The sequence below is a fragment of the Acidimicrobiales bacterium genome, assembly GCA_041394265.1.
Taxonomy (GTDB): domain Bacteria; phylum Actinomycetota; class Acidimicrobiia; order Acidimicrobiales; family SZUA-35; genus JBBQUN01.
The window spans coordinates 2,125,692-2,141,289 of sequence record JAWKIO010000005.1 but is presented as its reverse complement, the minus strand read 5'-3'; the positions used below and the strand labels follow the sequence as shown (position 1 = coordinate 2,141,289).

The 15,598-nt window shown below is 67.0% G+C and carries 16 protein-coding genes; 5 read left to right on the top strand and 11 right to left on the bottom strand.

Annotation, left to right across the window (positions count from 1 at the left end):
* Window positions 1–23: 23 nt before the first annotated feature.
* Window positions 24–668: a class I SAM-dependent methyltransferase gene (locus R2733_10530; protein ID MEZ5376936.1), complete on the bottom strand. Its 645-nt coding sequence runs from the start codon at window positions 666–668 to the stop codon at window positions 24–26.
* A 102-nt stretch (window positions 669–770) separates the two neighbouring features.
* Window positions 771–1,196 carry an Hsp20/alpha crystallin family protein gene (locus R2733_10525; GenBank protein MEZ5376935.1) on the bottom strand — a complete coding sequence of 142 codons (426 nt, stop codon included), beginning with the start codon at window positions 1,194–1,196 and terminating at the stop codon, window positions 771–773.
* A 177-nt stretch (window positions 1,197–1,373) separates the two neighbouring features.
* Here R2733_10525 and R2733_10520 point away from each other — a divergent pair, with 177 nt between their 5' ends.
* On the top strand, window positions 1,374–1,928 hold the full coding sequence (locus R2733_10520; protein ID MEZ5376934.1) for a TetR-like C-terminal domain-containing protein: 555 nt from the start codon (window positions 1,374–1,376) through the stop codon (window positions 1,926–1,928).
* Between the two features lie 109 nt (window positions 1,929–2,037).
* On the opposite strand, the gene R2733_10515 is transcribed toward R2733_10520, so the two are convergent.
* From R2733_10515 to R2733_10500, 4 genes are all read right to left on the bottom strand, one after another.
* Window positions 2,038–3,042 carry an OmpA family protein gene (locus tag R2733_10515; GenBank protein ID MEZ5376933.1) on the bottom strand — a complete coding sequence of 335 codons (1,005 nt, stop codon included), beginning with the start codon at window positions 3,040–3,042 and terminating at the stop codon, window positions 2,038–2,040.
* A 71-nt stretch (window positions 3,043–3,113) separates the two neighbouring features.
* Entirely contained in the window at window positions 3,114–3,698 is a 585-nt protein-coding gene (locus R2733_10510; protein ID MEZ5376932.1) for a DUF6676 family protein, read from the bottom strand.
* An 82-nt stretch (window positions 3,699–3,780) separates the two neighbouring features.
* Entirely contained in the window at window positions 3,781–4,638 is an 858-nt protein-coding gene (locus R2733_10505; protein ID MEZ5376931.1) for a hypothetical protein, read from the bottom strand.
* Between the two features lie 100 nt (window positions 4,639–4,738).
* Window positions 4,739–5,449 carry an MBL fold metallo-hydrolase gene (locus tag R2733_10500; protein MEZ5376930.1) on the bottom strand — a complete coding sequence of 237 codons (711 nt, stop codon included), beginning with the start codon at window positions 5,447–5,449 and terminating at the stop codon, window positions 4,739–4,741.
* Window positions 5,450–5,562: 113 nt separating this feature from the next.
* Here R2733_10500 and pheA point away from each other — a divergent pair, with 113 nt between their 5' ends.
* The 3 genes from pheA (at window position 5,563) to R2733_10485 (ending at window position 8,650) form a co-directional block, all read left to right on the top strand.
* On the top strand, window positions 5,563–6,537 hold the full coding sequence (pheA, locus tag R2733_10495) for a prephenate dehydratase (GenBank protein MEZ5376929.1): 975 nt from the start codon (window positions 5,563–5,565) through the stop codon (window positions 6,535–6,537).
* Window positions 6,534–7,457, top strand: a complete 924-nt coding sequence (locus R2733_10490) for a sucrase ferredoxin (GenBank protein ID MEZ5376928.1) — start codon at window positions 6,534–6,536, stop codon at window positions 7,455–7,457. Before pheA ends, R2733_10490 begins: the two co-directional genes overlap by 4 nt.
* A 71-nt stretch (window positions 7,458–7,528) precedes the next feature.
* Entirely contained in the window at window positions 7,529–8,650 is a 1,122-nt protein-coding gene (locus R2733_10485) for a hypothetical protein (GenBank protein MEZ5376927.1), read from the top strand.
* Between the two features lie 23 nt (window positions 8,651–8,673).
* Here the strand turns inward: R2733_10485 and R2733_10480 are convergent, their stop codons facing one another.
* Genes R2733_10480 through R2733_10470 form a run of 3 tightly spaced genes read right to left on the bottom strand, consistent with a single transcriptional unit; the run spans window position 8,674 to window position 12,094 of the window.
* Window positions 8,674–10,053 carry a YibE/F family protein gene (locus tag R2733_10480; protein MEZ5376926.1) on the bottom strand — a complete coding sequence of 460 codons (1,380 nt, stop codon included), beginning with the start codon at window positions 10,051–10,053 and terminating at the stop codon, window positions 8,674–8,676.
* Window positions 10,044–11,537, bottom strand: a complete 1,494-nt coding sequence (locus R2733_10475; GenBank protein ID MEZ5376925.1) for a PH domain-containing protein — start codon at window positions 11,535–11,537, stop codon at window positions 10,044–10,046. Before R2733_10475 ends, R2733_10480 begins: the two co-directional genes overlap by 10 nt.
* Window positions 11,534–12,094 (bottom strand): PH domain-containing protein, encoded by a 561-nt coding sequence (locus R2733_10470; GenBank protein ID MEZ5376924.1) that lies wholly within the window; start codon window positions 12,092–12,094, stop codon window positions 11,534–11,536. Before R2733_10470 ends, R2733_10475 begins: the two co-directional genes overlap by 4 nt.
* Before the next feature lie 47 nt (window positions 12,095–12,141).
* Between R2733_10470 and udp the strand changes: the two genes are divergently transcribed.
* The gene (udp, locus tag R2733_10465) at window positions 12,142–12,906 is read left to right on the top strand and encodes a uridine phosphorylase (protein ID MEZ5376923.1); all 765 of its coding nucleotides are present in this window, start codon (window positions 12,142–12,144) and stop codon (window positions 12,904–12,906) included.
* 21 nt (window positions 12,907–12,927) lie between these two features.
* On the opposite strand, the gene argS is transcribed toward udp, so the two are convergent.
* On the bottom strand, window positions 12,928–14,697 hold the full coding sequence (gene argS / locus R2733_10460; GenBank protein ID MEZ5376922.1) for an arginine--tRNA ligase: 1,770 nt from the start codon (window positions 14,695–14,697) through the stop codon (window positions 12,928–12,930).
* Between the two features lie 94 nt (window positions 14,698–14,791).
* Window positions 14,792–15,541, bottom strand: a complete 750-nt coding sequence (locus tag R2733_10455) for a hypothetical protein (GenBank protein MEZ5376921.1) — start codon at window positions 15,539–15,541, stop codon at window positions 14,792–14,794.
* Window positions 15,542–15,598: the final 57 nt, after the last annotated feature.

Sequence of the window (15,598 nt, the reverse complement as noted above, 5' to 3'; positions counted from 1 at the left end):
CCCTTGCGGCGCGCCAGCAGCACTCAGCCCTTGCGGCGCGCGAGCAGCACCGTGTCGTGAATCGTGACGACCACACCCTCGGGGTCGGTGGCCTCGCGTGGACGGGCCGCAGCGTCGACGACGCTCCAACCGTCGCCCAGCAGCCCCGCGATCTCTTCGGCGGTGTAGAAGAACTCGGGCACCTTGGGCCGCCGCACGCTCGTTTTCAGGTCGGACGGGTGATGGGCCACGATCAGCAAGGTGCCGCCGGGGGCCACGGCGGCGATGCATCGCTCGAATAGTGGAGTGCGTTGCTCCGGGCCGAAGTGCATGAACTGGAGAGAGATCAGGTCGAACGGGCCCTCGGGCAGCGGCGCGGACAGCACGTCGAGCTGCACCCAGGTGATGCGGTTGGCGATGGTGTCGCCACGCCGTTCAGCCTCGAGCCGACCACGGTCGAGGGCGACCGGCGAGATGTCGACGGCGGTGACGGTCCAGCCTTGTTCGGCCAGCCAGATGGCGTCGGCCCCCTCGCCGGCACCCACGTCGAGCGCTCGACCAGGAGCCAGGTTGCTCGCGTCGGCCACCAGATGCGGATTGGGGTTGCCACTCCAGATCTGGTCGGCGGCGGCATAGCGCTGGTCCCAGAATGCTTGGTCCATCACGGGCATCGACGGCGGCGTGGTCATGGCCGAGACCCTAGTGGGACCGGGTTGGCCGAACGCGACGATCCCGATCCACCGGAGGGTGGATCGGGATCGTGCTACCCCGCGTGCCCGATGGATGACAGATCAGGCCGGTGTGGACTCGACATCGATGGCGGGCTGGGTGCCCGAGCCGATCGAGATCTTCTTGGGTTTGGCCTTCGCCGAGACCGGAATCCTGAGCGTGAGAACACCATCGGAGAAGTCGGCTTCGATGCCTTCGACATCGAGGCTGTCACCCAGGTGGACCTGGCGGCGCACCGTGCCCTGGGTGCGCTCGTTCATGTAGACCTGGTCGCCCTCTTCGCGGCGCCAGTTCCTGGTGGCGGTGATGGTCAGGACGCTGCGCTCGACATCGATGTCGATCGAATCCTTGCCGACACCGGGAAGGTCGACGTGAACCCAGACGTCGTCGCCGCGGCGGTAGGCGTCCATCGGAACCTGGCGACCGCCCTTGGTGTCACGGAAGAAGAGGTCGAGATCGCGGAAGGGATCGTTCTGCATCAACAACATGGAAGTACTCCTTCGGTTCGAGGACCGCTCGGAATGGCGAACGGTCCGGGCTTGCTCGTTGCTTGGTCATCCAGAGAGGTTCTGGCTCGCTCGAAGCGATAGAGAAAGTCTTTCACAATCCGAGAACTGTTGTCAATACTCTTGATGGAACATCTCGCTAGGAGTACGTTCATCGGCATGGCACCGCCCGCCCGCCTCACACCGACCCTCGTCACGCTCGCCGCCATCGAGCTCGTCGACACGCGAGGGTTCGACAGCCTCACGCTCTCGGCGGTTGCCGAGGACCTCGACGTTGCGACCTCGGCGCTCTACACCCACTGCCGTGGCCTCGACGGGCTGCGCCATCTCGTGGCGATCGCGGCGACCAACAACCTCACGGCCACCGTGCGCAACGCGGCGATCGGTACGGCCGGCAGCAACGCACTGAATGCGATTGGCCTCGCCTATCGCACCTTCGCCCTCGCGCATCCCGGCCAATTCGCCTCGACGCTTCGTCCACCCGAGTCCGACGACGACGACCTCGCCGACGCCAACGCGTCCTTGCTCGATGTCTTCACCCTCGTCTATGCCGCCACCGGATTGACGTCACAGGATTCGCTCCTGGCGGCACGCAGCATCCGCAGTGCGATCCATGGTTTCCTGGCACTCGAGCATTGTTCGGGAACGACCGAGGAACACCCCATCGAATTCCAGTACCTGCTCGACGCCTTGCAGCGCGGCCTGTCGGCCTGAGACACGACACGGCCTGTCGGCCTGAGACAACACACGGCCTGTCGGCCTGAGACACGACACGGCCTGTCGGCCTGAGACAACACACGGCCTGTCGCCTCAGCACCGGGGCTCAGGGCTCGATGAGGATGAACTCGATGCGGCGATTGGCGGCGCGGGCGGCGTCGGTATCGGCGGGAACGATGCGGGGTCGGGTCTCGCCGTAACCAACGGGCTCCAGGGTGGCGGCGACGCCTCGATCGAGGAGCGCGTCCACGACGGCCTCGGCCCGTTCGAGACTGAGTTGGCGGTTGGCCGCATCGGATCCGGTGTCATCGGTGTGGCCGCCGACCTCGACGATTGCCGTGGGTGATGCCTCGAGAAGTGCTGTCACCGCATCGAGCGTGGCTTGCGACGCATCCTCGATCTGGCTCGAGCCCACGGCGAACTCGATCGGCTCGGCGGCCAGCAGCTCGGCGAGATCTTCTTCGAGGCGCGGGATCTCGAGTTGGCGGAACCGGAGGTCGATGCTCGCCAACGCCGGATCGATGGTGTCGAGTGCGTCACCGAGCCGTTCGGCGAGTTCTGACCGGGTCGACTCGAGGGTCACCACCACCTCGGCCGGGGCTGCGACCTCGTTGTCGACCGTCACTGCTCCGGCGATCTGATCGGCGACGTAGACCGATCCAACGGCGTCGAGCAGCAGGGATGCGGTCTCCTCATCGGGGACCGAGCCGGCCAGGGTGACACCACTGGTCGTCCCGCTGATCGTGACGTCGCCGGTGGAGCCAGGCGAAGCGACGACCGTTTCGTCGATCACCTCGGCGACGCCGGGCACCTCGCGGACGAGCCGCACGACCAGCTGGCGCGAGGCCACGTCAGGGACGATGCCTCGGAGCGTGACGACCCGATCGACCTCGGTGGCGTCGACGTCTGGGTACCCGGACGACGTCAGAAGGTTGTTCAGGTCAGCGACTTCGACGGGCGGAAGCGTCGTGGTGGTGGTCGGCGCTTCGCTGCCGACGACACCGGAAGACACCAAGCCGGCTCGAGCAAGACGGGCGCGAACGGCGTCGGACTGTGGCAGTGGACCGAACGCAAAGGCCGCCAGGAACAGGGCGATGGCAAGACGACCCATCAGCCAGAGCGAGCGGCCACTCTCATTGGCGACCGGTCCGCCTCGACGTTGCGGCGCGGCAGGATCGACGGTCAAGCGGCGGTCTCGGCGTCGAGCGGTTCGGAACGCCGACGGGCCCGCAGCGCCATCTCGGCGGCACTGGCCAACGCCACGACCACGGCGAGGATCATCACCCACCGAGCGACGTCTCGCACGATGTCGGGCAGTCCGCCCGGCGGCTCCTCCATCAATTCGCCGAAGAACGCATTGGCCGCCTGCGTGGGGTCGGTGGCCGCGGCCGCCGCCTTCTGCGCCCGGGCGAAACCGTCGAAGTAGTCGTCGGAGACCGAGCCTCGGACCTCGCCGTCGGGACCGTAGACGAGCGTGACATCGAATTCCCCGAGCTGGCGGAGCCGCAGTGCATAGGCCGAGGCGTCGGGTTCGGGGTCGTCCGGCGCGGCGATGAACATGTCGACGCCGCGGCTCCGAGCGGTATCGATCACTGTGGCGAAGTCGGCGGCGTCGAACTCACGCCCCGGTGCGATGTAGACGTTGTCGGTGGCGCCGTCGATCACGTCGACCGGTGCCTCGGCACCAGCTGGGCCAGCAACGAACGAGCCCAGGGTCACCAACAACCCCATCAGGACGAGCGGCACTCGCGATCGCAGACACGACATCGGCCCCAGTTTCACATGCCCACGCCGAAAAGCGGCGCCATGCCGCGGATCAGACCACGCCGGCGGCGCAGGTGCGGCTCGATCAGCCGAGAATCCAGTCCCGCGACTTGTCGTGGTCGATCTCGGCGTGGAAGAACGCGTCGAAGGCCTGGGATTCCAGTTCCTCGGTTTCCTCGTCGGTCTCGATGGTCGAGGCGAAGGTCTTGCGGGGCACGAGGGTTTCACGCCGCTGTTTGGCCGACTTGATCTCCTCGAGTTCTGCAGCGAGTGCTTCGGCTTCGGGAGAGATCTCGCGGTCGGCGCGTTCGAGGGTTTCCTCGTCGTCGGCCGAGTCGACTCCGGTCTCGCTCGAGGTGTCGGTGTCAAGGGCTCCGTCGTCGACGACGAGCTCTTCGATCACGACGTCGTCGTGGCGGCGACGGAGCGCTTCGATCTCGCGTTCTTGCTCGGCCCGCGCCGTCTCGACCTGTTGGAAGGCATCGTGCAGCGCACGCACCTCTTCGCGCAGCGCCGCCACTTCGACGGTCAGCTCGGTCTTGTCCGACAGGAGCTGCACGGCGTCGCCGCGGAGTTTGGCCAGCTGATCGACGATCGCGGCGACTTCGATCGCCAGGTCCTCACGCTCGAGGTGGAGATCGGCTACGGCCTTGCCCGCCTCGGTCTTGTTGATCAACAGCATCGCCACTTCTCCTTTGAGCTGATCACGCTCGTTGGCCAGGCCGGCGAGCAGTGTCACGAGAGCATCCTTCTCTCGCTTCATCACCTCGACCGCCGCCTGGGACGCGATCGCTTCGGGCGAGGTCCCTTGGGTACGGGCGAGCTGTTCGAGTCGCTTGAAGGCCGCCAGCCGGGGCGCGGCAGAACGAAGTGCTGCCTCGTACTCGGTCAACTTGTGACGAAGTTCGTCGAGCTCCCTCAACTCGGCTTCAGATCCTGGCATTCGGTCTCCTCGCGCTACGGGGATCCTTTCGGCCCGAGGTGAGGAAAACTGAGGCATTGTCGTCGACCTGGCACGAGCCCGCGAGCTCGTTGGGCCGGGCTCAGTGGCCGAACATCATCATCCACTGCTCGACCGTCTTCGGCCGGTACACGATGTTGCTCGAACGGGTGACGCCCATGCTCTGGTGGGGCTCGTGGTGGTACTGGTGGCCTGGATAGAGAATGGCCTGGTCAGACACCTTCGCCAGCCGGTCGGTCAGGGAGTAGTAGAGCTGCTCCGGGTCGCCACCGGGGAGGTCGGTTCGGCCACAACCGTCGAGGAACAGGGTGTCGCCCGAGACCAGCCGATCCCGGACCAGGAAGCACTGGCTGCCGGGGGTGTGGCCAGGGGTGTGGATCAGCTCGATGTCGATGGCCCCGACCGACACGATGTCGCCGGATGCGTGCGCCACCAGATCGTCGGACACACCGGTGGTCTTGGTGACGAACTCGGCCTCGGGCGCCTGTACGTGGACCGGCACGCTGACCCGTTCGAGTAGTTGCCCGACACCGTCGATGGAGTAGCCCATCATGTTCCCGCCCACGTGATCGGCGTGATAGTGCGTGGCGAGCACACCGGTGAGTCGCATGTCGTCGTCATCGAGCACGGTGAGCAAGGAATCCACGTCGTAGGCCGGGTCGACCACGACCGCCTCGCCGGTCTCGCGATCGCCGATCAGGTAGGCGAAGTTCACCATCTGACGGGCGATCGGGTCGGTCGTTGCGAAGTCTCGACCGGACAGCAGTTGGCGGAAATAGAGACGATCTTCCATCTCCAAACCGTAGTGGGAAGCGGGCTGTTCACGGAATCGGTCGGCCGAGGGCGCGTGACCGGCCACGCAGAAACCCGTGCCACGGCCAGGCCGGGGCCTCGTAGGCTGGCAGGGTGACTGCAACGACTCGCCGTATCGGCTTCCTCGGGCCCTTCGGAACGTTCACCGAGCAGGCGCTGCGGAGCCAGCCCGATCTCGCGTGCGACGAGCTGGTACCGATGCGCACATTCGTCGACATCCTCATGGCCACCCAGGAAGGCGAACTCGACCTCGGCTTCGTTGCGATCGAGAACGCCATCGAGGGCACCGTCAACGTCACGATGGACACCCTGGTGTTCGACACCAACCTGCTGATCCAGCGCGAGGTCATCCTCGACATCGAAATGATGCTGATGGCGGCGCCTGGCACCACGATCGACGACGTCACCACGATCGCCTCCCACCCGGTCGCGAACGCCCAGTGCCGTGGGTTCCTCCGTGAGCACTTCGCCGACCTCCCGGTCGAGGTTGCGAGTTCGACGGCGCAGGCCGCCGAAATGGCGGCCACCACACCCGGATTGGCGGCGGTCGGACCGGCCATTGCCGGCCAGCAGTACGGACTCGACACCCTTGCTGCGAACATCGCCGACCATCCCGACAACCAGACCCGGTTCCTCGTCGTCGGGCGCGACACCATTCCCGCACCGACCGGCCACGACCGCACGACGATCATGATCACCCAGCGAGAAGACAAGCCGGGCTCGCTCGTCACGATCCTCCAGGAGTTCGCGGCTCGGGGCATCAACATGTCGCTGCTGATCTCCCGACCGGCGAAGACCTCGCTCGGCAATTACCACTTCATCATCGATCTCCACGGCCACATCAACGACGACCTCGTGGCGAGCTGTCTGCAAGCCGTCCGGGCCAAGCACGCCGATGTGAAGTTCCTCGGGTCGTATCCCGCCGCCACCAACGGCTCCTCGGCCGTTCGCCAGGAAGCGGTCGAGGCCTTTGCCGAGGCGGCCGAATGGATGGCCGACCTCAGAGGGCGAGTGGAGCCGAGCGAGTCCGACGAAGCCCGCGACGCCGAACCGGAGCTGGCACGGTGAACGACCTGCGATGCTCGGCCCAGTCGGAACAACTGGGAGACTCGCCCCTCGGCACCGCCGGGCACGACGATCACTACCTCCTGGTCGAGCTGCCACTCCCCTGGCCCAAGTCGATCGAAGACCATCCCCTCCTGACCGGACTGGTCGCCGACGAGACGACGTTCTCGACCCGACTGCTCGCGGTGCTGTCGGATCAGCCATCTTCGACGGCGCCCGACGGCAGCCCGGTGCATCGAGTGATCTCGTACCGATCAGGTGACGGCTCGACCTTCTCGCACTTCCAGCGTCGCGAGGCGTTCATCCGACGCGACGACCTCGTTGCCGTGATCGGCGACATCGTGTCCGGCGACCTCAGCGATCTCGAGCCGGTCGACGACGGCGTCACCGATGTGCTCATCTGCACCCACGGGTCCCGTGACCGGTGCTGCGGCACGGACGGTGCACGGCTCTTTCTCGATCTGATCGGGCGCGATCTGCCCGACGTCCGGGCATGGCGAACGAGCCACACTGGCGGTCATCGATTCGCACCGATCGCGCTGACCTTCCCCGATGGCTACACGTGGGGTCGTCTCGCTGGCGAGCAGCTCGTCGGTCTGCTCGAACAATCCCTCGATCCGAGTGACCTGCTCGACGTCAACCGCGGGTGCATGGGGTTCGCCGACCCGGCGGCTCAGGTCGCCGACGCAGTGGCGCTGGCCGAGTTCGGCTGGGATTGGTCGTCGTCGGAGCGCGAGGCTCAGGTCAGCTCCGGCCACGGGGGACGGGAGTTCACCGTCGAGATCGGAGGCGAACTCGGTCAGCTCGATGTGACCGTACGGCGTGGCGATCCGATCCCGGTGCCGGCGTGCGGCGAGCCGATCGAGATGGCGAAGAAGACCACCTCACCGCTGTTCGTGATCGAGGTCGAACGTGGCGAGTAGGCGCGTTCTCCACTAGGTTCGCTTCCGACATCGGTCGACGACCCCGTCGACTGTGTTCTGGAGGGAACACGATGAACAAGAAACTGTTGGCGCTCTTCGGCGCGGTCACCATGGCGATCACGGCCTGCGGGTCGGGCGATTCGTCCGATGACGGACTCAGTTCGGAGGCGGCGACCACGACGGCCGCGCCAGCGACCGAGACCACCACGACCGCCGCGCCGGAGACCGAGACCACTGAGGCGGAAACGACCGACGACACCGAGGCCGTCGAGGAAGAGGCGGCGTCGACCATCAGCCGCCAGCCGCTCACACTCGCCACGGCCACCGCCGGTCCGATCACGGTCACCCCGACCGAGTGCGCCGTCGAGGGCGCAGCGCTCGAGGGCCCGGGAGGTGCCGAGTCGATCGCCTTCGCCGGGGACCACCTGTTCGTCTCGAACGACGCCGGCGTGCTGGCCTTCTCGTTCACCGGCGGTCCCGACTGTGTGCTGACGCTCGACACCACCATGGGTACCAACGGGGTGATGACCGACGACACCAACCTCTCATCGCTCTCGGGCACGGTCGACGGTCGGCTGGCGGCATCGGGCGTGCTCGGCACGATGGTGTTCGACACTGCGCAGGGTTTCTCCTACGAGTGCAACATGACGGGGTACGTGTCATTGTCGCCCGACGGCTCGACGGCGTTGATGAACTTCCCGGGTCGAGATGCGGTCGAGCAGTGGTCGCTGTCCGACACCAACTGTGACGAGACGGGATCGATGACCTTCGACGGGATTCCCGACGTCAAGTTCGTCACCTACGACGGGAGTGACTTCCTGGTCGGCGGCAGCAACGCCGCGGAGACGGTGGTGGTGAGCCGCTATCGCAACGGTGCACCGGTCTGGACGGCGGGCAGCGATGACACCGGCGCTGACGATTGGTGGGGCTGGGTCCACGGCATGGCGCCGTGCGGGAACTTCACGTGCATGATCGACACGAACACCGATGCGCTCGCACTCATCGGCGACGACGGCGTGGTCGCAGCGGCGTTCGATTTCTCCGATCTGATCGGCATTCGCAGCTGGATCGAGCCGATCGTCGTCGGGCCCGATGGCGCCGCCTACGTCCTGTTCGACGACGCCGTCGACGACGAAACGAGCGACGAGCGGACCTACTTCGCCTCGATCATCCGACTCGACGTCACCAACTGAACCATGAGTGCCGCCGGGGTCGCTCAGAACCCGGCATCGTCTCTCGGAGCGAAGTCCTCCCAGCGCGCCTCGTCGGCTGGGAGGACTTCCGCCTGCGGTGCAGGTCGGGTCTCGGCGGGCGCATCCATACCGGTGGGAAGGTCGGGACCGGGGCCGGGCGACACCTCGCGGCCGGCGACCACGATTGCGGCCAACACGGTCGTCAACGGGGTCGCCGCCACGAGCCCCATCGAGCCGCACAGCGTCCGAACGATCTCGATGGCGACGACCTCGGAGTTGGCGATCATGCCAATCGACTGGTCGGAGATGGCGAACAACAACAGGAGTGGCATGGCCGCACCGGCGTAGGCCAGTAGCAACGTGTTGACCGTCGAGGCGATGTGCTCGCGGCCGACCCGCACGCCGGCGGCGGTGAGCTGGCGGACCGAGAGGTCGGGCCGTTGCCGACGCAGTTCGGCCACCGTCGCCACCTGCGTCACGGTGACATCGTCGAGCGCCCCGAGGGCACCGATCATCGCTCCGCCCAGGAGCAGGCCGACGAGATCGATGTCGCCGGCGACGATGGGCAGCGTGATCGCCTCGTCGGATGCGAGGCCCGAGAATCGTGCGAAGGCGAAGGCGATGCTCGAGATGGCGAGCGTGAACACCAGGGCACCGAGCGTTCCGGCCAACGCCACGGTCGTCGTCGGACTCACGCCATGCGTGAGATACAGACTGGCGAAGGCGATCAGTGACGCCGCGACGAGACACACCATCAGCGGGTCGTTCCCGTCGAGCACCGCTGGTGCCACGAAGCCGACGAGGACGACCACGCTCATCGCCATGGAGACGAGCGCCATGGCACCTCGCATGCGCCCGAGCACCACCACCACGATGACGAACGCCAGCGACAGCCAGGTGAGGAGCGGGCGACGATCCCGGTCGGCGAAGAAGTAGAAGTCGGTCGTCGGCTCGAAACCGACGATCAACTCGTCGCCGACCCGGGCCTGTCCGCCGACACCGGGCTGCGAGAGGTTGAACTCGGGGAGGACGACGATGGCACCACGATCGGGTCCCTCGGTGACCGTCACCGTGACCGTACGACAGACCTGTTCGGCGCCCGTGCCCTGATACGAGCAGTTGGCATCGACCACCGAATCGACGACGGCGCCATACCGGTCGGAGGCAAGACCGATCGCTGCCGCCTCCGCACTGACAGCCTCCTGGCCGCGGCCGTCGGGCCACAGCATTGCCAAGCCGGCGAGGGTCAGCACCGCGCACCCGGCGACCGCAGCGAGCACGACCCGCATCACGGGATGCTCACGCCAGATGACCCAGCCGCCCTCGAGTGCGGCTCCGTGTGCATGGCCGTGAGTGGACCCATCGGTATGGCCGTGATCTGTTCGGTGTTCGTTCACATCCATGGCCCTTTGGTCCGTTCGACGATCGCCAAGACGCCGTCGCGCATCGACGCTGCAGTCTCGCCATCGAGGTGAGGAATGGCGACACTGCCGCCTGCGGTGCGGAAGGTGATCGTCGCCAACCCGTTCCGCCGTTGCCACCAGCTGCGGCGCACCTCCACCGATTGGATCTTGCGGAGCTCGACATCGGTGTGCCGGTCGATGAGTACCCCGTGACGCGTTCGGAGTGCCGACCCGTCGATGTCCCAACGCCAGCGTCGGTGAGCGAGACGTGATGTGGCGAGCCCACCGACGAGCACCAGCGCTGCGACGACCAGCAAGGGCCAACCGAGCGACATCGGCCCGTTCGCGGCCAGCACCACAGCACCGCCGGCACCGACAACGAGCGACGGCCACACGGCGCCGTACAGACCCCAGCGCCACCGGGACCGAGCCGAAATCATTCGTGTCGGTGCGGGCAGGGTGCGCCCGATGAAGAGCCCGGTCAGCCCGTCAAGGGTCGCGTTCGGCGCACTCGGCACCAAGAAGTTCTGAGTCGTTGGTGCCGTCGACGACGAGTTGCCCGCCAGTGCCGACGCCTGCGCGAGCAGGACGGTGGTTCGCCCCAGCAGACGTTCGAGTGGATTGGCGCGCCGACGGACGAGTTGCACCCGCTCGATTCTCGCGAACTGTTCGCGCTTGGTCACCAAGCCGGCGGTGAGGCGGAGTCCACGCTCGGATCGCCACACGGTCAGATCGTGATCCCGCAGCACGGCCCCGCCGACCAGCATGAGTGCCCCGAGGCCGACACCGACGACCGCGAAGGTGGCTGCCGCCAACGTTCCGGTGATCCTGCTCTCGACGAACGAGTCGACCGCCTGACCCAAGCCGAGGCCGAGGAGGGCGACGACCGCGCTCACGATCTGACCTCCGGGACGCACCAGCCCGACCACGATGAGATCTCGGGTCCCCATGTGCACGAGGGTGTCGCCCCAGCGAGGTTCGGCGATCGCCTCCGGATCGACGGGTCGGGCGGTGTCGGCTCCGACGATCAGCTGTCGCAGTTCGGCGACGACGGCATTGCTCACCGCGGTGAGGGAGAACTCGACATCGACCGACCCGGCCGAATCGATCGAGACCTTGCGAACGTCGAAGAGCTGTTGGATGAGTCCCTGCTCGGTCGAGATCTGTTGGATGCGATCGAGGGGGACCTGGAGCCGTGTCCGACGCAGCACCCCTCGCTCGAGAACGAGTTCGCCACGTTCGACCCAGAACCGAGTTCGCCACCAGCGCAGCACGACCCCGCCCAGGAACACCACGACGGCGACGGGGACCAGCACCAGCGTCAGCCGCCCACCGGCGGCGAACCCCACCAGGAGGGCCGGAAGCATGGTTTCGGCGAACTGTCGGAGGGCGGCACCTCCGAAGAACTCGGCAACAATCGCCACCGGGAGCTGGCGCTGCGGGCTGGCGAGGATCGAAGCAGGCGGATCGCCCTGCATCGTCATGCTTCGATGACTGCCGTGCTCTGACCCGCCAGTGCGACATTGGCGAGGACCAGGCGCTGCAACGCCGCGGCGTCGGCCTGCCGCAAGCCTTCGATGGTCACGTCGGCGCCGACCCCGCCGGCCGTGAAGACCCGAAGTGTCGCCAACCCCAGCCAGCGTTCGAGCGGGCCACTGTTGACCGAGGCGTGCTGGACTCGGTTGAACGAGACCGAGGTGACCGTTCGGTTCAGCACCCCGTGACACACCGTCAGGTCCTGCTCACGTACGAGGTAGCCCCAGTGACGGAAGCTGACGCGCGTCGCCACCACGGCAATTGCCGTCAGACCGAGGACCAACAGGATGGCGCCGACGCCGATCACCGACGGCACATCGAGGAGCGCGATGACCACCAGTTCGACGATCGCGACGACGAGTCCGACCGAGAGTGCGATCACGTTGCGAGCTCGTAGGAGCCGGGCATCGAGTGGTTCGAAGTCCTCGGGGTCGATGGCCGGGACATCCGCGAGTGACAGCACGCGATTGCTGGGGCGGCCGCCATCCGAGTGTGCATCGGTCACGCTCGAACCGTAGCCCTCGGCAGGGGTGCGAGTGTTACCGTCCCCCCATGGCAGAAGTCTTCCACCTTGGTCTGAACCGAAGCGATCTCGACGGCGCCACCACGGCGATCGTGCCCGGCGACCCCGCACGAGTGGCGCGGATCGCCAATGCGATCGGTCCTGGCAGCGTCGAACTGGCGTCGGTGCGGGAGTTCACCAGCCGACTTGCCCGACTCGACGGGCATCCGGTCGTGGTGTGCTCGACCGGCGTCGGCGGGCCATCCACCTCGATCGCTGTCGAGGAACTGGCCCAGCTCGGTGTTCGCACGTTCCTCCGGGTCGGCACCACCGGTGCGATCCAGCCAACGGTCGACGTCGGCGATCTCATCATCACCACAGGCGCCGTGCGACTCGACGGCGCCAGCTTCCACTTCGCTCCGGCGGAATACCCGGCGGTGGCCACGTTCGATGTCGTGCGAGCCCTGGTCGACGCCGCCGTCGCCGCGGGTGCCGGCCACCACATCGGGATCACGGCGTCGTCCGACACCTTCTATCCCGGCCAAGAACGCTATGACACCGTCGCCGGCCAGGTGGCCCAACGCTTCCGTGGAAGTCTCGCCGAGTGGCAACGACTCGGAGTGCTGAACTACGAGATGGAGGCCGCCACGTTGTTCACGATGTGCGCAGCAAACGGCTGGCGGGCCGGCTGCATTGCCGGGGCCATCGTGAACCGCACGGCGCAGGAGGCGCCGGTGGAATCGGCGATCGAGGCCACCGAGCAGCGGGCAGTGGGTGTCGCGGTCGATGCCATTCGGCGCTTGCTCGCCGACTGACGAACCGGCTCGGCGCCGCCACTACATCCGCTCGGGGACCTCGATGGTGAGAACGTCGAGTACCTCGACGAGCAACCGGTGCGTGAGGTCGACCAGTGCCAGCCACGAATCCCGAACGGCCGGGTTCGGCTCGGACAGGATATGGCAGGCGTCGTAGAACTGGTTGAACGCTCCGGCCACCTCGTAGGCGAACTCGGCCACCGTGTTGGGGGCGAACCCCTCGAGGCTGCGGGCAACGATCTCGGGCCACTGCAACAGCACGAGGGCGAGCGCTCGCTCCGCATCGTGCGTCGGTGCGATCAGGGCGCCGGGGACGAACCCGGCGTCGGCGGCCTTGGCCAGCACCGAACGGGTGCGGACCGCGACGTACTGGAGATACGGGCCGGTGCGACCCTGGAGAAGCGTGAACCGCTCGAGGTCGAACACGTAGTTGGTCGTGCGATGATTCGACAGCTCGCCGAACTTCAGTGCGCCGAGGCCGACCAACCGGGCGATCTCGGCTCGCTCCTCGGGCGGGAATCCGGCAGCAAGGCCGTTCTCGTCGAGTCGGCGCATCGCCAGTTCGGTGACGTCGTCGAGGAGGGCACCGAGCCGTGGCAGGCTGCCGTCGCGGGTCTTGAACGGCTTGCCATCGGGCCCATTGACCGTGCCGTTGCCGGCGTGGGTCATGTGCACCGAACGCTCGGGTGCCATACCGGTCCGGCGTGCCGCCCGGAAGACCTGCTCGAAATGCAGCGACTGGCGAAGGTCGACCACGTAGACGATGTCGGTTGCACCGAAATCCTCGACCCGTTCCTGAATCGTGGCGAGATCGGTGACGGCGTAGGTGGAGCCGCCTCGGGAGTTCCGCAGCATCAGCGGCGGCAGCTCCTTCTTGTCGGTCGGCTCGCTGACATCGATCACGATCGCGCCGTCGCTCTCGTAGGCGTGCCCCTCGGCCAGCAGTTTCTCGACCATCCCGTCGACCCGGTCGGCGACCGAAGCCTCACCCAGCCACAGCTCGAACTCGACGCCGAGCCGGTCGTAGATCGCTCGTAGCGCATCCACGGACACCGTGCGGAAATGCGACCACAGGGCCCGATAGCCCCGATGACCGTCCTGGAGCGCAACCGTGGCTGCCTGGGCCCGCGCCTGGAACACCTCGTCGGCCTTCGACCGAGCCGACGCCTCGGGGTAGAGCACCTGGAGGTCTTCGATGGTGACGGGTGAGGTATCGGGGAACGGGCCGACCGCTCCCTCGACGAAGTACGGCAGCTCGGGATGACGGTCTTCGAGCTCGGCGAGCAACTGACCCATGGGGAGGCCCCAGTCGCCGAGGTGCACGTCGCCCCGCACGTCGTGACCGGCCACCTTGTGGAGGCGCTTCACGCTCTCGCCGATCACGGCCGGTCGGAGATGACCGACGTGGAGGTCTTTCGCCACGTTCGGACCGCCATAGTCGACGATGACGGTCTTGGGATCCTCGGCCGGCGAGACGCCGAAGTGGGGGTCGGCCGCAGTGGCGGCGACGACATCGGCCAGGAAGTCGTCGGTCACCGAGAGGTTCAGGAACCCCGGCCCGGCGACGTCGACCATCGCGATCCTCGAATCGGCACGCAGTGCCTCGGCCACCCCATCGGCGATGTCACGTGGCGAACGGCCGACTTCCTTTGCCGCCGCAAGCGCTCCGTTGCATTGGAACTGCGAGAGATCGGGACGCTGGGAGACGACCACCTCACCCCGGGAACGGTCGATTCCTTGCGCTTCGAAGGCGTCGCCGACGAGACTCGAGAGGGTGGTGACGATGGACACGGTCGATCAGCGTACCCGTCTGACCGGGACCAAGGTCGATCCTTGGACAAACCTTGGCCGGGACGGTCGCCACGCCGGGCCCGCGGTCCATCCGTCAGTCCAAGGCCCGAGCCATCGCCTCGAAGGACGCCACCGAAGCGGTGAGTCCGAGGTGCGTGGCGTCGACCTCGATCGCTTGCGCCGCCGGATCGAGTGTGGCCTGCCACTCCACGACGCCGTCGGTCCGTGAGTAGATCGTGGTCCACGGCACCGACGACGGGAACGGCTCGAAGAGCTCCGCCTCGTAGGCCTGCTCGGCGTCGACGTCGAGCGACGGGCCGAACGGTGACCGCGCCAGGAGTCGTAGTCCCTCGATCGAGCCTCGGAGCGGGAGGCTGCGGGGGAGGTGGTGCCGCACCGGTGATCCCAAGGTGATCAGCCGGTCGACCAGATCACGGCGACGGGCGGCAGCGACCCGGGCCTGTTGACCGCCGCGGGAATGACCGATGAGGATGACGGTGCCGGACTGCCCGCCCGCGGCATCGTCGATCGCAATGGCGACTCGATCTGCGGCCCAACTCGACGACTGCACGTTGCGACCGATGGCCGCAAACGTCACGGCGTAGTCACCGCGTTCGAGCCAGCGAGCGATCTCGCGCATGCTCGAGTCGCCGGCGAGGTAGCCGGGAACGAGCACGACCGGGCGCCCGTGACCGGCCGGCAGCAGCGAATCGAGCCGGGCACGTTCGGCTTCGAACGCATGGCGTTCGGTGGGGAGCCGTAGCTCCCTCCACGCTGCAGGACCGACGAGTCCACGCAGCGCCGAGGGCAGCGGCGGAAGTTCGGTTTCTCGACCACTCGTCACAAAAGCGCGAACGTAGCGGTCGACGGTCGGGAATGGAGCACCGGGGAAGCCCTGAGC

Excerpts from the sequence above, each read along its gene's own strand:
- R2733_10530 (MEZ5376936.1), bottom strand. The coding sequence starts at position 668 with ATGACCACGCCGCCGTCGATGCCCGTGATGGACCAAGCATTCTGGGAC.
- R2733_10525 (MEZ5376935.1), bottom strand. The coding sequence starts at position 1,196 with ATGTTGTTGATGCAGAACGATCCCTTCCGCGATCTCGACCTCTTCTTC.
- R2733_10520 (MEZ5376934.1), top strand. The coding sequence starts at position 1,374 with ATGGCACCGCCCGCCCGCCTCACACCGACCCTCGTCACGCTCGCCGCC.
- R2733_10515 (MEZ5376933.1), bottom strand. The coding sequence starts at position 3,042 with ATGGGTCGTCTTGCCATCGCCCTGTTCCTGGCGGCCTTTGCGTTCGGT.
- R2733_10510 (MEZ5376932.1), bottom strand. The coding sequence starts at position 3,698 with ATGTCGTGTCTGCGATCGCGAGTGCCGCTCGTCCTGATGGGGTTGTTG.
- R2733_10505 (MEZ5376931.1), bottom strand. The coding sequence starts at position 4,638 with ATGCCAGGATCTGAAGCCGAGTTGAGGGAGCTCGACGAACTTCGTCAC.
- R2733_10500 (MEZ5376930.1), bottom strand. The coding sequence starts at position 5,449 with ATGGAAGATCGTCTCTATTTCCGCCAACTGCTGTCCGGTCGAGACTTC.
- R2733_10485 (MEZ5376927.1), top strand. The coding sequence starts at position 7,529 with ATGAACAAGAAACTGTTGGCGCTCTTCGGCGCGGTCACCATGGCGATC.
- R2733_10480 (MEZ5376926.1), bottom strand. The coding sequence starts at position 10,053 with ATGGATGTGAACGAACACCGAACAGATCACGGCCATACCGATGGGTCC.
- R2733_10475 (MEZ5376925.1), bottom strand. The coding sequence starts at position 11,537 with ATGACGATGCAGGGCGATCCGCCTGCTTCGATCCTCGCCAGCCCGCAG.
- udp (MEZ5376923.1), top strand. The coding sequence starts at position 12,142 with ATGGCAGAAGTCTTCCACCTTGGTCTGAACCGAAGCGATCTCGACGGC.